The 15015-nt window shown below is 45.3% G+C and carries 16 protein-coding genes and 1 tRNA gene; 10 read left to right on the top strand and 7 right to left on the bottom strand.

The window, feature by feature from the left end; all coding sequences use genetic code 11:
* Window positions 1-74 precede the first annotated feature (74 nt).
* A complete protein-coding gene (ruvB, locus tag LAY57_RS24465; RefSeq protein ID WP_249069709.1) occupies window positions 75-1157 on the bottom strand; it encodes a Holliday junction branch migration DNA helicase RuvB in 1083 nt (360 codons plus the stop codon).
* Window positions 1158-1242: 85 nt separating this feature from the next.
* Between ruvB and hisF the strand changes: the two genes are divergently transcribed.
* The 3 genes from hisF to LAY57_RS24450 all read left to right on the top strand — a co-directional run bounded on the left by hisF (window position 1243) and on the right by LAY57_RS24450 (window position 2463).
* The gene (gene hisF, locus LAY57_RS24460) at window positions 1243-2013 is read left to right on the top strand and encodes an imidazole glycerol phosphate synthase subunit HisF (RefSeq protein WP_249069708.1); all 771 of its coding nucleotides are present in this window, start codon (window positions 1243-1245) and stop codon (window positions 2011-2013) included.
* A 104-nt stretch (window positions 2014-2117) separates the two neighbouring features.
* Window positions 2118-2324: a hypothetical protein gene (locus LAY57_RS24455; RefSeq protein ID WP_249069707.1), complete on the top strand. Its 207-nt coding sequence runs from the start codon at window positions 2118-2120 to the stop codon at window positions 2322-2324.
* Between the two features lie 66 nt (window positions 2325-2390).
* Window positions 2391-2463: transfer RNA gene (locus LAY57_RS24450), tRNA-Ala, on the top strand.
* Window positions 2464-2466: 3 nt separating this feature from the next.
* On the opposite strand, the gene LAY57_RS24445 is transcribed toward LAY57_RS24450, so the two are convergent.
* From LAY57_RS24445 to LAY57_RS24435, 3 genes are all read right to left on the bottom strand, one after another.
* Window positions 2467-2748, bottom strand: a complete 282-nt coding sequence (locus LAY57_RS24445) for a hypothetical protein (protein WP_249069706.1) — start codon at window positions 2746-2748, stop codon at window positions 2467-2469.
* 140 nt (window positions 2749-2888) lie between these two features.
* On the bottom strand, window positions 2889-3053 hold the full coding sequence (locus LAY57_RS24440; protein WP_338022479.1) for a PDDEXK family nuclease: 165 nt from the start codon (window positions 3051-3053) through the stop codon (window positions 2889-2891).
* A gap of 122 nt (window positions 3054-3175) precedes the next feature.
* Window positions 3176-4135 (bottom strand): Uma2 family endonuclease, encoded by a 960-nt coding sequence (locus tag LAY57_RS24435; protein ID WP_249069705.1) that lies wholly within the window; start codon window positions 4133-4135, stop codon window positions 3176-3178.
* Window positions 4136-4260: 125 nt separating this feature from the next.
* Between LAY57_RS24435 and LAY57_RS24430 the strand changes: the two genes are divergently transcribed.
* The 4 genes from LAY57_RS24430 (at window position 4261) to LAY57_RS24415 (ending at window position 8656) form a co-directional block, all read left to right on the top strand.
* Window positions 4261-7305: a HEAT repeat domain-containing protein gene (locus LAY57_RS24430; RefSeq protein WP_249069704.1), complete on the top strand. Its 3045-nt coding sequence runs from the start codon at window positions 4261-4263 to the stop codon at window positions 7303-7305.
* Between the two features lie 80 nt (window positions 7306-7385).
* A complete protein-coding gene (locus LAY57_RS24425; protein WP_249069703.1) occupies window positions 7386-7721 on the top strand; it encodes a hypothetical protein in 336 nt (111 codons plus the stop codon).
* Between the two features lie 264 nt (window positions 7722-7985).
* A complete protein-coding gene (locus LAY57_RS24420; protein ID WP_249069702.1) occupies window positions 7986-8225 on the top strand; it encodes a hypothetical protein in 240 nt (79 codons plus the stop codon).
* Entirely contained in the window at window positions 8213-8656 is a 444-nt protein-coding gene (locus tag LAY57_RS24415) for a type II toxin-antitoxin system VapC family toxin (RefSeq protein WP_249069701.1), read from the top strand. Before LAY57_RS24420 ends, LAY57_RS24415 begins: the two co-directional genes overlap by 13 nt.
* Window positions 8657-8789: 133 nt before the next feature.
* Here LAY57_RS24415 and LAY57_RS24410 read toward each other — a convergent pair whose 3' ends face one another.
* The 3 genes from LAY57_RS24410 to LAY57_RS24400 all read right to left on the bottom strand — a co-directional run bounded on the left by LAY57_RS24410 (window position 8790) and on the right by LAY57_RS24400 (window position 12516).
* Window positions 8790-9203 carry an HNH endonuclease gene (locus LAY57_RS24410; protein ID WP_249069700.1) on the bottom strand — a complete coding sequence of 138 codons (414 nt, stop codon included), beginning with the start codon at window positions 9201-9203 and terminating at the stop codon, window positions 8790-8792.
* Complete coding sequence (locus LAY57_RS24405; protein ID WP_249069699.1) at window positions 9204-9584, bottom strand: hypothetical protein; 381 nt, start codon at window positions 9582-9584, stop codon at window positions 9204-9206.
* Window positions 9585-9654: 70 nt separating this feature from the next.
* Entirely contained in the window at window positions 9655-12516 is a 2862-nt protein-coding gene (locus tag LAY57_RS24400; protein WP_522729856.1) for a glycerol-3-phosphate acyltransferase, read from the bottom strand.
* An 81-nt stretch (window positions 12517-12597) separates the two neighbouring features.
* Between LAY57_RS24400 and LAY57_RS36620 the strand changes: the two genes are divergently transcribed.
* The 3 genes from LAY57_RS36620 to LAY57_RS24385 form a co-directional block, all read left to right on the top strand.
* Entirely contained in the window at window positions 12598-12891 is a 294-nt protein-coding gene (locus tag LAY57_RS36620; protein ID WP_422614466.1) for a hypothetical protein, read from the top strand.
* Between the two features lie 202 nt (window positions 12892-13093).
* Window positions 13094-14527, top strand: coding sequence for a circularly permuted type 2 ATP-grasp protein (locus tag LAY57_RS24390; protein WP_249069696.1), 1434 nt, complete (start codon window positions 13094-13096; stop codon window positions 14525-14527).
* 10 nt (window positions 14528-14537) lie between these two features.
* A partial coding sequence (locus LAY57_RS24385; RefSeq protein WP_420839124.1) for a four helix bundle protein occupies window positions 14538-15015 on the top strand: 478 nt, incomplete at its 3' end.

The raw sequence follows: 15015 nt of genomic DNA, 5'->3' as shown, positions 1-15015 counted from the left end.
TTTTGACTTTTGACTTTTGACTTTTGACTTTTGACTTTTGACTTTTGACTTTTGACTTTTGACTTTTGACTTTTCTAATATCCTAAATGCTTCCAAGCAGCTGGGGTAACCATCCGACCGCGAGGCGTCCTGAGCATAAATCCTATCTGCATTAGATAAGGTTCGTAAACTTCCTCAATCGTTTGGACATCTTCACCACTTGCCGATGCAATTGTCTCGATTCCCACTGGCCCTCCGTTGAAGTTTTGGATCATAACACTCAGCACCCGCCTGTCTGTCCAGTCTAAGCCGAGAGGGTCAACATTGAACACTTTCAATGCTTCTGCTGCTATTTCTTGAGTAATTTCTCCTTTGGCTTTAACTTGGGTGTAGTCTCGCACCCGTTTGAGCAGGCGGTTAGCAATTCGCGGCGTACCACGGGAACGGCGGGCAATTTCTTGGGCGCCTTCACGGGCTAGAGGCGTTTTGAGGATCTCGGCAGTCCGCAGTAAAATCACTGTGAGTTCTTCCGGCTCATAAAAGTGTAGCCGTTGAATGAGGCCAAAGCGATCGCGCAACGGTGAAGTCAGCGCCCCCGCACGAGTCGTCGCCCCTACCAAAGTAAACGGTGATAGCGGCAAACTGCGAGTCTTTGCGCTCTGACCTTTTCCGATCGTAATATCGAGCCGAAAGTCTTCCATCGCTGGGTAGAGAAGTTCCTCTGCCATCCGGGTGAGGCGATGGATTTCGTCAATAAACAGGATTTCACCAGGTTTGAGACTCACCAGTAAGCCTACAATGTCTCGCGGACGTTCCAGGGACGGTGCGCCTGTGATTTTGCAGCTAGTCCCCATTTCCGCCGCTAAAATCAGCGCCATTGTGGTTTTGCCCAAACCGGGAGGGCCATACAGCAGCAGGTGATCCAGTGTCTCGCCTCTACCTCTAGCCGCTGCGATGCCTATTTCCAAAACCGTCTTCAGATCTTTTTGGCCGATATAGTCGGCGAGTCGCTGGGGTCTGATTCCCTCTTCCAGCTTGTCGGTTTCATCAACAGCTGCTGTTGGTGCCAACAAATCTGATTTTGGCGGCGAAGAAGGAGATTTGCCACTTGACTCCCGACGCCGCTTGGGTTGGGAGTCTGGTTCGGTGGGCTGTTGTTTTGAGGAAATTATCGCCATAATCAATCAGTCGGCAATCGGAAAATTTAGATTGGTTTTCGGATAGGCTCTAAATATCATCACTTGGGGAGCGCGAGACACTGCCATGCTAGCTAAACGAATCTTACCTTGCTTGGATGTAAAAGCTGGGCGGGTTGTCAAAGGTGTGAATTTTGTCGATCTCAAGGATGCTGGCGACCCGGTGGAATTGGCGCAGGTTTACAATGAGGCTGGTGCGGATGAGTTGGTGTTTCTGGATATCACCGCCACCCACGAAGACCGGGAAATTATCATAGATGTGGTATATCGCACGGCTGAGCAGGTTTTCATCCCTTTGACGGTTGGTGGCGGCATTCAATCCTTAGAAATGATTAAACAATTGTTAAGGGCTGGTGCGGATAAGGTGAGCATGAACTCATCGGCTGTGCGCGATCCAGATTTTATCAATCGATCGAGCGATCGCTTTGGCAATCAGTGTATCGTTGTCGCAATTGATGCCAGAAAGCGGCAAGACCCAAATCACCCCGGTTGGGATGTCTACGTGCGGGGCGGACGAGAAAACACTGGTAAAGATGCGATCGCCTGGGCTCTAGAAGCCGAGCAACGCGGCGCAGGAGAGCTTCTGGTCACGAGTATGGACGCTGACGGCACTCAAGCTGGATATGACCTGGATTTAACCCGCACCATTGCCGAGAATGTGCAAATTCCGGTGATTGCCTCTGGCGGCGCTGGTAACTGCGGTCACATTTATGACGCACTTACGGAAGGCAAAGCGGAAGCAGCACTCCTAGCATCCCTGTTGCATTACGGTCAACTTTCCGTAGCGGAAATTAAAAATTACTTAACATCTCACCAAGTGCCGGTAAGGTTGCTGTAATATCTCCAAACTTTATATTTAGGGGGGTTTAGCGATCGCCATACAGCATCAAGCCAACAATTACATATATTAGAATAGATAAAACTGTTACATTTCGTAAAAATATGTTGATTGCTATTCTAATGTTTGACGTGGCCTTAGTGGCTTGGTCGCTGCACCTCATGCAACAGGCATTCGATCAACAGGAATTTTCCTTGATGCTGGCGGGTACTTTAGTGGCGATGTCCGCAGCCGCGATGTTGGTGGTATATTTCCTCGTGGGAGGCTGTATGGGGTACTTAGCCCAAATGAGTCAGCACAACTATTATTGAAGAAATTTTTGGCGAAGGTGCTTGACAAGACGCCGATAGTTAGGGCATAATGGAAAAGCGTCGAAAGGGGCTATAGCTCAGTTGGTAGAGTGCTTCAATGGCATTGAAGATGTCAGCGGTTCGAGTCCGCTTAGCTCCATCCCTAAATAGCAGGTACGTAGTTGCGCTTTAGAGCTAAAGTGCAACTACGTAGCAATGGCGGATATTCTCTTCTCAAATTTTCCTTCACCCAAAGTTTAAAAGCTCTAATGGCTTGACTTCTGCCTTCTCTTTGAGTGCGATCGACATATTCATTAACTAATTCAATAATAGGAATATTGGGAAAATTCGGACTCATATTCGACTCAACATACTTGCCTTCTTGCAGCAGATTAATTTGCAATCCTCGCCTTGTATAGCGCCACAGTTCCGGTACTCCCAACAACTGATAATTATCAAAGTGACTCCAGGAAGTAATAAGCTGCTACGCATTTAATTTGTATGTTTAGCGGGAGTGGGAGAGTGGGGGAGTGGGGGAGTGGGAGAGGAATTGAAGGTTTGATTGCCGGATTAGAAATATCCGAATTAGATGCGTGTTAGCTTATCAATTTCAATCGCTAAATCTGGAGGCGGATCTACAGTTAAGTCCAAACTTTTTTTAGCGATGACAGCCGCGTAATTTTGAATATAAAAACAAGTGTCTGGTTCCACAGATTGAATCATGCGATCGTTCTTAATGGATTTGAACATATTCAACTGCATTATATCATAGACAAGAATTAAAAAAGGTACGTAGTTGCGATGCCGCGCTCTTATCTGGCGCTTTAGCGCAACTACGTACCTAGAAAATCGAAACCCAACCTACAGTACTATCAAGTTCGATAAATTTGCTGTATTCTCTCCAGACTATTAGCTGTTGATAAAGTAGAGACGATCGCCTGCAACAAACTTACATCAGAAATTGCCGAAATTTCGCTCAAAATAGCCAAACCTGCATCGCCAAATTTCAGCTTTAAGCCAAGCTCAATACCAAGCATTAGAGCTTGTTTAGTGCGCGTCTGTTCCTCAGTTAACTGCGTCTCAGTTTGGGATAACTGCGCCTCAGTCTGGGATAACTGCGCCTCAGTTTGGGATAACTGCGCCTCAGCTTGGGATAACTGCGCCTCAGTTTGGGATAACTGCGCCTCAGTCTGGGATAACTGCGCCTCCCGTTGCGCCACCAGTTCGTCACCTGTGGGGATGGGAGTACCATTAGGATAGCACCAGCGCAACCAAGTACCATTTACGTTTTCAAATTCACCTTGCCACAAAGTTACTCCTAAACCAACTTCTGGGAAAAAAGCATCATCTTTGGGGATGTAAGATTTTCCCTGTAATTGAAATACTCGCAGCATGGTGTTTCCCAGCTGGCGCAAGGGATCGTACACCACATAATACATGATCCGCATTCGGGCGTAATCTATTAGCTTGCTACCTAATTCGTTACCGGGAGTTGGGGAGACAATTTCGATTACCACTTCTGGGGGTTTGCCAAATTCCCAAAATAGGTACGATCGCACTTGCCTTTCCCACCAGTCCTCAGCAGCAGTAATATTAAGACTGAGGAAGACATCGGGCGCAATTCCCGGTTGACGCACGCTACTAAATAAACCAACATTAGCAGCAGCGATAAAGGGGACGGTAATACCAGTATCAGCACCGCTGTAGAAAACGGTTGTTAGCAGACGTTGTTGTTTTTCGTTGATGAAGCTATCCAATGGGGTATCATCTTCTAAGACTAGCCCGCTAATATCTGGAAACTGACTCGGATCGAGGATTGAAGGTTCAGACATGAGTAGCGGAGTGTGTGGATTTTAAGGGTTTTATGGGCTGATCGTAACATTTGCTAGGGGCTAGTAGCTAGGGTAAGAAAAAAAAGCTATACTGGTGGGTAATTTCAGGGATTCGAGCCAAAATTATGTTGGAAGCGGGGATTGCTTGGCTAACTGGATTTGTTTTCCAGCAGGTTCTTAAAGAGATAAAATTAGATGAAATCGCCAAAGAAGCAGCCAAAGATTGGCTAAAAGATTTCTTTAAAAGTTTACCGGGTGGAATTTATGAAAAGGGACGGGGAATTATTCTGCCGACTGCTACCAAGAAAGCTATCAAGCAGTTTTTAGAATTGGTGCAAGAAGAGTTACAGGCGCAAGGTTTGAAGAAAGAGGAAGCGAAAGAATATAGCAAATCGCTGAGTTTATTTCTGAAAGATAAATCGGTAAGAGAAATTTTGGGAAGCGCGTTTAAAAAAGATTGTCAGATAATTGATGCTAAAGCATTAGAGAAGATTTGGAGAACTTTAATTTTAGATACGTTACCTGCTGGGTTTGATTGGGAATTAATTACTAAACAGTATTGCCGCAAGGTGGTGGAAATTAGGCGAGATTCGGCTGAATTGCGGGCTATTTTGGATTCGGAAAATTTAGAAGCAATTAACGAAAATACTGCTGCTTCTACGAAAGCATTGGAATCGATCGCAGGAATTATTCCTAAACTCGATTTAGAACTATATCGGGAAAGTTTACAGGAATTTTACGGCAAACTGAAACTGAACGTTGTTGACATGACAAACGATCAGTATCGCCTGCTATTGTGGAAAATGTTTATTCCCCAAATGGTGCGGGAAGCATTACCGCCATCGCGCTACGATTTGCCGAAAGATATTCAGCGCAGGTTATGCGAATCTGGACAAATTGAAGCAGAATTTAGTAAGGAAGATTTACATCGCTATCGGGAAAGTTATTTTCAGCAAGCGATTCGATCGGTGTTGGAAGTTCTCAAAGATCCTAATAATCGTTATGTGGTAATTTTAGGCGATCCGGGGTCGGGAAAATCAACTTTATTACAATATCTCGCTTTGCAGTGGGCAGAGCAACCAACCGAACAGTTACCATTATTAGTAGAGTTGCGGGGATATGGGCCCGATCGGGCCGCGCCTACCAGCTTTTTAAAGTTTTTCCACCAGGGAACTCGCACCATCCAAAAGCTAAATCAGGCAGATTTGGATAAACAATTGCGATCGCATGGTGCGTTGGTGATGTTTGATGGGTTGGATGAGGTGATTAATCGCGATCGCCAAGAAGAAGTAATCACCGAAATTATTAGCTTTACCAACGAATACAAAAAAGCGCGAGTGGTGGTGACTTCTCGTATCGTTGGTTATAACCCGGAACCGTTGGGAAATGCGGAGTTTCGTCACTTCACGCTGCAAGATTTGTCACCAAAACAAATCCAAGAATTTCTTCAAAAGTGGCACGATTTGGCACTAGAGAAAGATCCAGATAAGGAACTTTTACAACAGCGATTGCAAGATGCCATTGCTAATTCTAAAGCAATTGCCGAACTCGCCGGAAATCCCCTGCTGCTGACGATGATGGCAATTCTCAATCGCCGCCAAGAATTGCCGAGAAATCGAGCGGAATTGTATAAAGAAGCGTCAAAGGTGTTGCTGTACGCTTGGGATGTGGATCATAAGAAATTACAAATTTCGCCTGATGCAATAGAAAGTCCAGAAAAACAGGCGATGTTGCGGCAGATTGCCTACGAAATGCAATCGGGAGAAAAGGGAATTCGGGGAAATATCATCAGTCGGGACAAGTTGCTGGAAATTATTACCAAGTTTCTGAAAGAGCGGGATTTTTCCAAACCTCGCGAGAAAGCACAAACCCTGATTAACCAACTGCGCGAACGCAATTTTATTCTCTGTTTTTTGGGTGATGAGTATTACGGTTTTGTTCACCGCACGTTTTTGGAATATTTCTGCGCTTGGGAATTTGTGGATAAGTTTGAAAAGCAGCGCATTTTGACGGAGGAGGAGTTAAAAACCGAGGCGTTTGGGAAACATTGGCAGGATGAATCTTGGCATGAAGTGTTGCGGTTGATTTGCGGAATGCTGGCAGAAAAAGTAGCGGGAGAGATGATTGAGTATTTGATGAGTGAAAAGGATGAATCTAAGTTTAGAAATCTAATTTTGGCGGCTGAATGTCTGGTAGAAGTGAGAAATATCTCTACTATTAAATCAACTTCTGGATTATTGTTGGATGCTTTGAAAAATGCGACCAAGAAAGTTTGGGAAAATGATTCTGAAACTGCTGTAAAAGTTATTCAGGCGATCGCAACTACCTGGAAAAACGACCCGCAAACCCTACCCCTACTCCAATCCTGCGTTCAGTCCGATCCGAATTCGGTTGTGCCACAAGCAGCAGTGTATGCGATCGCCTCTAATTACAAAGAAGACCCGCAAACCCTACCCCTACTCCAATCCTGGGTTCAGTCCGATCCGGATTCGTTTGTGCGAAGTGCAGCAGTGAATGCGATCGCCTCCAATTACAAAGAAGACCCGCAAACCCTACCCCTACTCCAATCCTGGGTTCAGTCCGATCCGGATTCGTTTGTGCAACAAGCAGCAGTGTATGCGATCGCCCGAAATTACAAAGAAGACCCCCAAACCCTACCCCTACTCCTATCCTGCGTTCAGTCCGATGCGAATTCGGATGTGCGAAGTGCAGCAGTGAATGCGATCGCCCGAAATTACAAAGAAGACCCGCAAACCCTACCCCTACTCCTATCCTGGGTTCAGTCTGATGCGGATTCGATTGTGCGACGTGCAGCAGTGTATGCGATCGTCCAATATTACAAAGAAGACCCGCAAACCCTACCCCTACTCCAATCCTGCGTTCAGTCTGATGCGAATTCGGATGTGCGAAGTGCAGCAGTGTATGCGATCGCCGAAAATTGGAACCAGGAACCTGGAATGTTCGATCTTTTCTACAATTGCGCCATCAACGATCCCTTTGAGCGTGAGAACGATAGGCAAGATAACCCTCGGCAAACTGCTCTAGAAGCAATTCTAAAACATCATCGCGACAATCCCCGATCGCTGGAGTTGTTGCGCGACCGATCCGAAAATGACCCCGATGAGGAGTTGCGGGAATTTGCTAAGGAAGAATTGCAGAAAAGAAGTTGATTGTTGATAGTTAGGTTATATGATAAATATAGTTATCACCCCGTCAGGAATGCACGGGGAAATTAGTGGGAGAGTAACAGATGGCTAAAGGATTCGCAGCGAAATTAGAAGAACAATTGGGTTATGTATTACTGCTAGTACCAGAAGCGAAAGCCTATGCAGCAAGGTTCTCGATGAGTGGACAAGGAGAGGAATTTATTGGCATTACGAACATATTAGAACAAGCCCAAGTTTGGCAAACAAAAAAGCAAGCCAAAAAAGCCATAGAAAAATATGCCGATTTTTTGCTAGAAGAGGCTAAAGATGATCAGCCAGTGCGGATAAGTCTCAGGCTGCTCAAGCGTTCCTCTGATGGTCAATTAACAGATGAGTCAGTTGAGTCAATATTTCTAGTATCAAAAGAACTACTGGAATAAATAGACATCTCCAGAAAACATTGTATTGATTTGTAGTATTTTGTAGGGGCGTTCGCGTAGCGTGCCGTAGGCATTAGCATTTGGGGGAGAATTTGACGTAAAAATTAGAGATCTGGATATCCCAAATGCTTCGCCCTGCCCCGAACAGTGAGCCATAATTTATTTTTTGGAGATGTCTAATGGACTACCATAAGTAGCCCACAGATAATTTTTCGTACTCATTGATTTTTTTGGTATATTTGATTCATAACTGAGGAAAAGATCGTGCAACCATCATTACATATCAAAACCAAAATTTTACCGGGAAATAAGATCGAAATTGAGATTCCCGAAGCTGCTATAGGCGATGCTGTCGATGTATTTGTCATTTTACCAGAAAAACCAGCCTCAAAACGGGGTTCTGTCTTAGAAATGATCGAACAAATCCGCAGTAAACGCCAGTTCAGAAGTGCTGAAGATATAGATAAGCAACTGCAAGAGGAACGGGATTCATGGGACAGCTAACACTTCCTTCATCTGGCATTATTTATGCTGACACATCGGTAGCGATTTATACGATTGAAAGCCACCCTGACTATTATTCGCTACTGCAACCTCTGTGGTTAAAATTTCAATTACGCGAACTGGAAATAGCCAGCAGCGAACTAATATTGATGGAATCTCTGGTAGTTCCTCTGAGAAACTCTGATACCATTTTAATCAATGCTTACGAACAACTGCTTTTATCATCCGAAATGCAGCTAATTCCTATCAGCCAATCTATCCTGAGAGAAGCTGCAAATTTGAGGGCAACTACCAGTTTGAGAACACCTGATGCGATTCATGCTGCCACCGCTTTATCTATAAATTGTACCCTATTTCTCACGAACGATAAAGGCTTTCGCAATATTGCCAATTTACCCGTTGTTGTCCTCAGTGAAGTGTTGGCATCTTGAATTACAAAGTTTCCACCGTTCATTCAGCCTCATTAGACCTCTCCAGAAATTAAAGGTGCGTTACCTGTAACCCTTGTAGAGACGTTGCATGCAACGTCTCTACATTCTTTTTTGGAGAGGTCTAATACATTTTTTAGGGATACCGTCCTTGCTTAATCAAAATTTTACGTTGAAGTACACGACTGGGAGCATTAAACTTTAGTAATCTTACAGTAACTTCACCAATATTAGTTATGCCTTGAATTCGACCGTTATTAAGAGAAAAATGCTCGTTCCAAATTTGAAGGCGTGGATTAAATAAAGGTACAATTTCACCACTAATAGAATCAATAGTAGCAAAATCAGAGCCTTTATAGCGGTTACAAGATAAACATGAAAGAGCTAAATTATCAGCACTGGTTTTACCCCCATGTTTAAGGGCGATGATATGATCTATCTCATGGCTATAGATAGAAACGTCTTGATGAATCAGGCAGTATTCACAACGTCCGAAAGCCCTTTCAATAACCAACTTACGCAGTTCGGCAGAAATTAAATTAGAAGTCATTTAGTTAATGCCAGAATAAGCTCGTGCTTTTAGTAAAATCATCAGATGTTCTAGCTGTTCGTAAACATCCAATTCTGCTACCTCTGGTGGAGTTAGCGTTGCTTCCCGATTTTTTGACAGCAAAGTTTGCAGGCGTGTTTGAGCTTGGGGAGAAACTTGAAAAGCAACAATATCTTCCAGAGTCGGACTTTTGATTAAAAAGTCAATAACTTCTTGATAAACAGGAAAAATATCTGTAAAATTTGGGTTCACTTCTGACTGGATTGGTTGATAAATTTCAGGATTCTCCAAAACTTGCCAAAGCAGTTCCGGTAATCGCTCTTGCAAAGGTTCTAGGCGTTTAGCAAGTTCATCTGGAATTTGAATAGTTAGTTCTGCCATTACTTTTTTTAGTTGATTACTTTGTTAAAGTTTAGCATTGTGAAGGTGCGATCGCATATTTTAAATCTCATCAAATAATCTCCACCGTTCCCCTACTCCCATCAATTCGCACTCTTTGTCCATCGCGCAACAAACGAGTCGCATCGTGAATATCCATTACAGCAGGAATTCCGTACTCGCGTGCTACGATCGCACCATGAGATAACCTGCCCCCCACTTCCGCAATTATCCCACCCGCACGCGCCAACAGGGGAGCCCAGCCAGAGTCGGTGTAAGGTACAACTAATATCGTAGTGCGATCGATCTCGCCAACAGCTTGCAAATTCCGCAGCACTTTCACTCTACCCTCCGCAAGTCCTGGACTCGCACCAATTCCTTGCAATTGCTGGCTGGGTTCGCGATCGTCTATATTCGATGTGGGAGATGCTGCATTACCGTAGATTACTCGTGGAACTGTATCTAATTGTCGATGTTGTTCCAGTTGCGATCGTCTTTCTGCTATCAACTGCGGCAACCGTTCCAGTAAATCTCGATCGTTTTGTGTTATAATTTGTTCGATTTCGGAATATTCTAGAAAAAAGATATCTCCACGTTCGCGAAGCACCCCCGAATCAAGCCAGATTTGCTCGATCGCCACAAAACTCCAACGCAACTCGGCCAGCAACTTACTATAAACTTCAGTTACCCGACCCTTCAGATCGAGGCGACGCTGTACCGACTGAGCCTTCTTGCTAGTCTTTCCAGGCGGTACATATTCAGGAGGCAGATTCAGAAGAAATTGTGCAAACAGTTCCCTCACGGGGCTAGGATCTTCTTTCCAGGTAGGAACAGCAATATCGGTGCCCACATCGCTGAGATAGCCGTAAATGTCTAAAAACCGATCGAACTGCTGTAAAATTGACTGTCCATCTGCAATTTCAGCTAACGTAGCAAAGATATTAGGTGCAACTTTTTGTGCTTCTAAAGGATTGATTCTTTCTGGTTGCGGTAACAAATGACGTGCAGCAGCAGCAAGTTGCTGGAGACTTCGCAAACTCGCAAGTTCCGGCGTCTTACCAGCATCAAGTTCTTCATCTTTTACTTTAAATATTCCCTGTCGCAACGCCAAACTTAAAGGTGCCAAAATGCTGTAATAAGTAGCGCGTTTGAGTAATCCCAGGATGAAATTAATTCTTTCTAGTATTGTTTGTGGAGAGTTTAGAGATGTTGCACTGGGGTTCAATTCGGCTAACGCGGGGGCAAAGTGGCGTCGATAATCTCTTTGAAAATCCTTTTCCAAGCGCAATTCGCGACGCCACAACCTGAGTAATCCCGGCACATTTTGCAAAGTAGAACGCACAGGTGGTTTGCTAAACTTCGCGCCAAGAGTCAAAAACTCCAGACTTTCCGGCGGTAGTCCCATACGAAGGAAGATTTGCCCCAACAGGGAGGCGTTGAAATAAGCACGGGAGTAGTGGAGTGTAGCAGTTTCGTTGAAATCTAAACCATGCGATCGCTTTCCCAACACCAGTGTAAAAATTTCTCCCCAAACACCACAAGTCAGAGGACGATTAATTGACCAAGTGAGAGGGCGAATTAATCCCGGAATTACTTCGGCGGCTATTTTCCTTGTCCAAATCGGCCATAAAGTAGTGATCGGGCGCGATTGCAACAGCCACAGCGTTTCACCATCATAACTCCACTCAATATCTTGCGGAATGCCATGATATCGCGCTTCCAAATCTCGTGCCAAAACAGCCACTTGCCGAATTAACGTTAATGGTACATCTCCGTTTCCCTCAACGCTAACAACACTCTGCTCCTCTGCTCCTCTGCCCCTCTGCTCCTCTGCTACCAAAGCGGCGTTTCTAACTATAACTCTGTATTGTTCTGGTGTGACTTGACCAGAAACTATTCGCGAAGCAGCGCCCGGTAAAGCTTCGATCGCAACTGCATCCCCATATCCGAGCATAGGATCGCGGCTGAAGGCAACTCCAGAAAATGCCCCAAAAACTTGTTTTTGAATCAATACAGCCATTGCTGCTTCTGGGAGATGGCGCTGTTGTCGATATTCAACAGCACTCGATCGATCGTAAGAAGCCTGACACCGAAGGATTGCTTGTTGCAAACCATCTCGGCTCGTCACATTTAAAATAGTTTCATATTGACCAGCCGCAGAAGCATATTCGGAATCTTCTCCTATCGCAGAAGAACGCACCACCAAAGGCGACGCTGGAGAAGGTTGCAAAGACTCAATCAAAGGTGTCGGGTCATCTCCAGGCGGCAAAACCCATCCATCTGGTACTGGGTAGCCCCAACGTTTTAGCTGAGATAATGTGGCAGCCTTTTGTCCTACTTTAGAAGCATCTAGCTGTTGGTTAAGAGAAATCATCGCTTTGTCGCCACGAAAAAAGCGAAACATTGCTTGAGAATCGCGCTGTCCTGCTTCTGGGGCAAGATCTAAATCATCTGGCATTTTTTTATAGATCCATCCCATTAAAACAGCAAGTGCGATCGCAGCAAAGATACGCGCAAAATCCTGGGGATGCAGACAAGCCAATATCGCTGGTAACAGAATTAAAACCGCGATTCGTCCCGCATTACGCTCACGCAAAATTGTAAAGCCAATTCCCCCAATCAAAAACACCAATCCCGCTACCCACACATCGTGAACGACAAAACCCCAGACAACATTGGTTGTCCCAGCACCTTTGCCCATCCAGTAGCGCCCCATCACCAAAGCAATCAGCGCAATTATTTCCCACTCCGAACCACTTGGAAAAAAAGCACGCGCCAGCATTACAGCCGCAATGCCCTTTCCCGCCTCCGATAGCACCGCTAAGATACCTGCAAGGGTTCCCCCGTGATAGAAAGCAGCTTGAACTCCAATATTTCCAGTGCCGATTTCTCGCAGCTTGCGTCTTCTGAGTGCGTAAACAATCCACGCAATCACGGGTAACCCTCCCAAGAGGGGACAGAGGATGAAGATCAGCAAAACACCCCAAACTTGGGTCAGTGTCATAAGTGCGCGGGAGTGGGAGAGTGGTCAGTTGTCAGTGGTCAGTTGTCAGTGGTCAGTGGTCAGTGGTCAGTGGTCAGTTGTCAGTGGTCAGTGGTCAGTTGTCAGTGGTCAGTGGTCAGTGGTCAGTTGTCAGTGGTCAGTGGTCAGTGGTCAGTTGTCAGTAGTAAAAATCAAGATTTCCAGAGCAATCATTGGCAATTTTTAGTGGTGAGTTATTTCCGCCATCCTGCACTAGAAAGGATACAAGCGCAAACGACTATAAGTTTTTGCATAATGCCTATTTACACTAGGCGCATCGCACTTTAGTCTGAAAGGTAAGCATTTATTGGCGATCGCAACTTAGTTAGCGGTCAGCTATAAAGATCGATCTGGATAAGTAGGTGGGCGTAAATAAACTGAACTCCCAGAAACCCGGTTTCTTTGGGCCTGGAGTTTTACGTTTAAATATGCCCACCTACTTAGAAACAGCCAATTAGCGATCGCCCATCACATATCATCAATACTCAATATGCAATTTTATACCTACGATCCAGCAGATTTTTATGATGAACTCTTTGTCGCCAAGGGCCAACCCCGGCCTGATGCAACTCTTTTAATCGAAAGGATTAATGGGTTGCCGCCAGAGGAACTCCAGCGACGCCAGCAAGTCGCACAGCAAGCCCTCCTCAAGTTGGGAGCCACTTTCAACGTTTATGGCGATAACCGTGGCACTGAGCGCATCTTTCCCTTTGATGTCATTCCCCGCGTTGTCTCGGCTCAAGAATGGACAGAGATGGAAAAGGGACTCAAGCAGCGCATCTACGCCTTAAATTGCTTTATTGCAGATATTTACGATAGCCAGAAAATTGTTACCGACGGCGTTATCCCCTTAGAATTAATTGCCTCTGCCAAAGGATTTCTCAAACCCTGTATAGGATTGAAACCACCGGGAGGAATTTGGTGTCATATCACTGGCACGGATTTAGTGCGAGATAAAGATGGTCAGTGGTACGTTCTAGAAGATAATCTTCGCTGTCCTTCCGGTGTCTCCTACGTTTTGGAGAACCGCCGGGTGATGAAATCGTCCTTTCCCAAGTTGTTTGAGACGATCGCAATTCGACCCGTCGATGATTACCCCAGTCATTTGCTCGAAACTCTCCTCAATCTAGCACCTGCCAATTTAGCAGACCCCACCGTAGTCGTTCTCACCCCAGGTATTTACAATTCTGCCTACTTTGAGCATTCTTTCCTCGCCCAGCAAATGGGTGTGCAACTGGTGGAGGGCAGAGATTTGGTGGTGACGGATGGCTACCTGCAAATGCGTACTACCAAGGGATTGCAGCGGGTAGATGTGATCTATCGCCGCATCGATGACGACTTTATCGATCCTCTCGTTTTTCGCTCCGACTCCACATTAGGTATACCGGGTCTAACGGAAGTTTACCGCAATCGTCGCGTTGCGATCGCCAACGCCCTGGGAACCGGAGTGGCAGATGACAAAGTGATCTATGCCTATGTCCCCGAAATGATTCGCTACTACCTCAAGGAAGACCCGATTCTGCAAAATGTCCCCACTTACCTCTGCTGGGAAGAGAAACAGCTAAATCATGTCCTTGCCAATTTAGACAAACTTGTGGTCAAATGCGCCAACGAATCTGGCGGTTACGGGATGTTAGTTGGCCCTCATGCCACACAGTCACAACGAGAAGAATTTGCCCAATTAATTAAAGCTAATCCGCGTAACTATATTGCCCAGCCGACGCTTTGCCTGTCGCGAGTTCCTACAATAATAGGCGATCGCTTTGAGGGCTGTCATGTTGACTTGCGTCCCTACATTCTCTACGGTAAAGATATCTATGTACACCCAGGTGGCTTAACCCGCGTCGCCCTCAAAAAAGGTTCTTTGGTAGTTAATTCTTCCCAAGGCGGCGGCTCAAAAGATACTTGGGTACTCGCTAATTAGCTAATGGTCAGTGGTCAGTGGTCAGTTGTCAGTTGTCAGTTGTCAGGGGTCAGGGGTCAGGGGTCAGTGGCCAGTTGTCAGTTGTTACTGGATATTGGTAAAAGAAATGGCAAAACCGAATTTTCAGAACCTGCACGTTTACAAGCTGTCTGAGAAGCTAGCAGATGAGATTTGGACAATAGTCAGCAAATGGGATAAATTTGCTAAGGATACGATAGGCAAACAAATTGTTCGTGCAGCAGACAGCATCGGTGCTAATATCGCAGAAGGAAGCGGTCGTTATAACTTTCAGGACAATCGACGTTTTGTAAGGATAGCACGAGCCTCTTTGTATGAAACAAGACACTGGTTAAGACGAGCTTACACTCGGAATATTTTAACAGTTGAACAAGTAAACAGGCTTATCCCAATCATTGATGAATTGTCACCTAAGCTAAATGCTTACCTCAACTCTATCGGCAATATTCCAGAAAAACCAACTGACAACT

This window comes from Argonema antarcticum A004/B2, assembly GCF_023333585.1.
GTDB lineage: Bacteria > Cyanobacteriota > Cyanobacteriia > Cyanobacteriales > Aerosakkonemataceae > Argonema > Argonema antarcticum.
Note: the sequence above shows the minus strand (reverse complement) of the source record. Positions and strands in the feature narration are given on the sequence as shown.

Bases quoted from the DNA above. Each gene is read 5' to 3' on its own strand.
- LAY57_RS24425 (WP_249069703.1), top strand. From the start codon at position 7,386: ATGGCTAAAGGATTCGCAGCGAAATTAGAAGAACAATTGGGTTATGTA.
- LAY57_RS24410 (WP_249069700.1), bottom strand. From the start codon at position 9,203: ATGACTTCTAATTTAATTTCTGCCGAACTGCGTAAGTTGGTTATTGAA.
- LAY57_RS24415 (WP_249069701.1), top strand. From the start codon at position 8,213: ATGGGACAGCTAACACTTCCTTCATCTGGCATTATTTATGCTGACACA.
- LAY57_RS24440 (WP_338022479.1), bottom strand. From the start codon at position 3,053: ATGTTCAAATCCATTAAGAACGATCGCATGATTCAATCTGTGGAACCA.
- ruvB (WP_249069709.1), bottom strand. From the start codon at position 1,157: ATGGCGATAATTTCCTCAAAACAACAGCCCACCGAACCAGACTCCCAA.
- LAY57_RS24405 (WP_249069699.1), bottom strand. From the start codon at position 9,584: ATGGCAGAACTAACTATTCAAATTCCAGATGAACTTGCTAAACGCCTA.
- LAY57_RS24455 (WP_249069707.1), top strand. From the start codon at position 2,118: ATGTTGATTGCTATTCTAATGTTTGACGTGGCCTTAGTGGCTTGGTCG.
- LAY57_RS24435 (WP_249069705.1), bottom strand. From the start codon at position 4,135: ATGTCTGAACCTTCAATCCTCGATCCGAGTCAGTTTCCAGATATTAGC.
- hisF (WP_249069708.1), top strand. From the start codon at position 1,243: ATGCTAGCTAAACGAATCTTACCTTGCTTGGATGTAAAAGCTGGGCGG.
- LAY57_RS24430 (WP_249069704.1), top strand. From the start codon at position 4,261: ATGTTGGAAGCGGGGATTGCTTGGCTAACTGGATTTGTTTTCCAGCAG.
- LAY57_RS24390 (WP_249069696.1), top strand. From the start codon at position 13,094: ATGCAATTTTATACCTACGATCCAGCAGATTTTTATGATGAACTCTTT.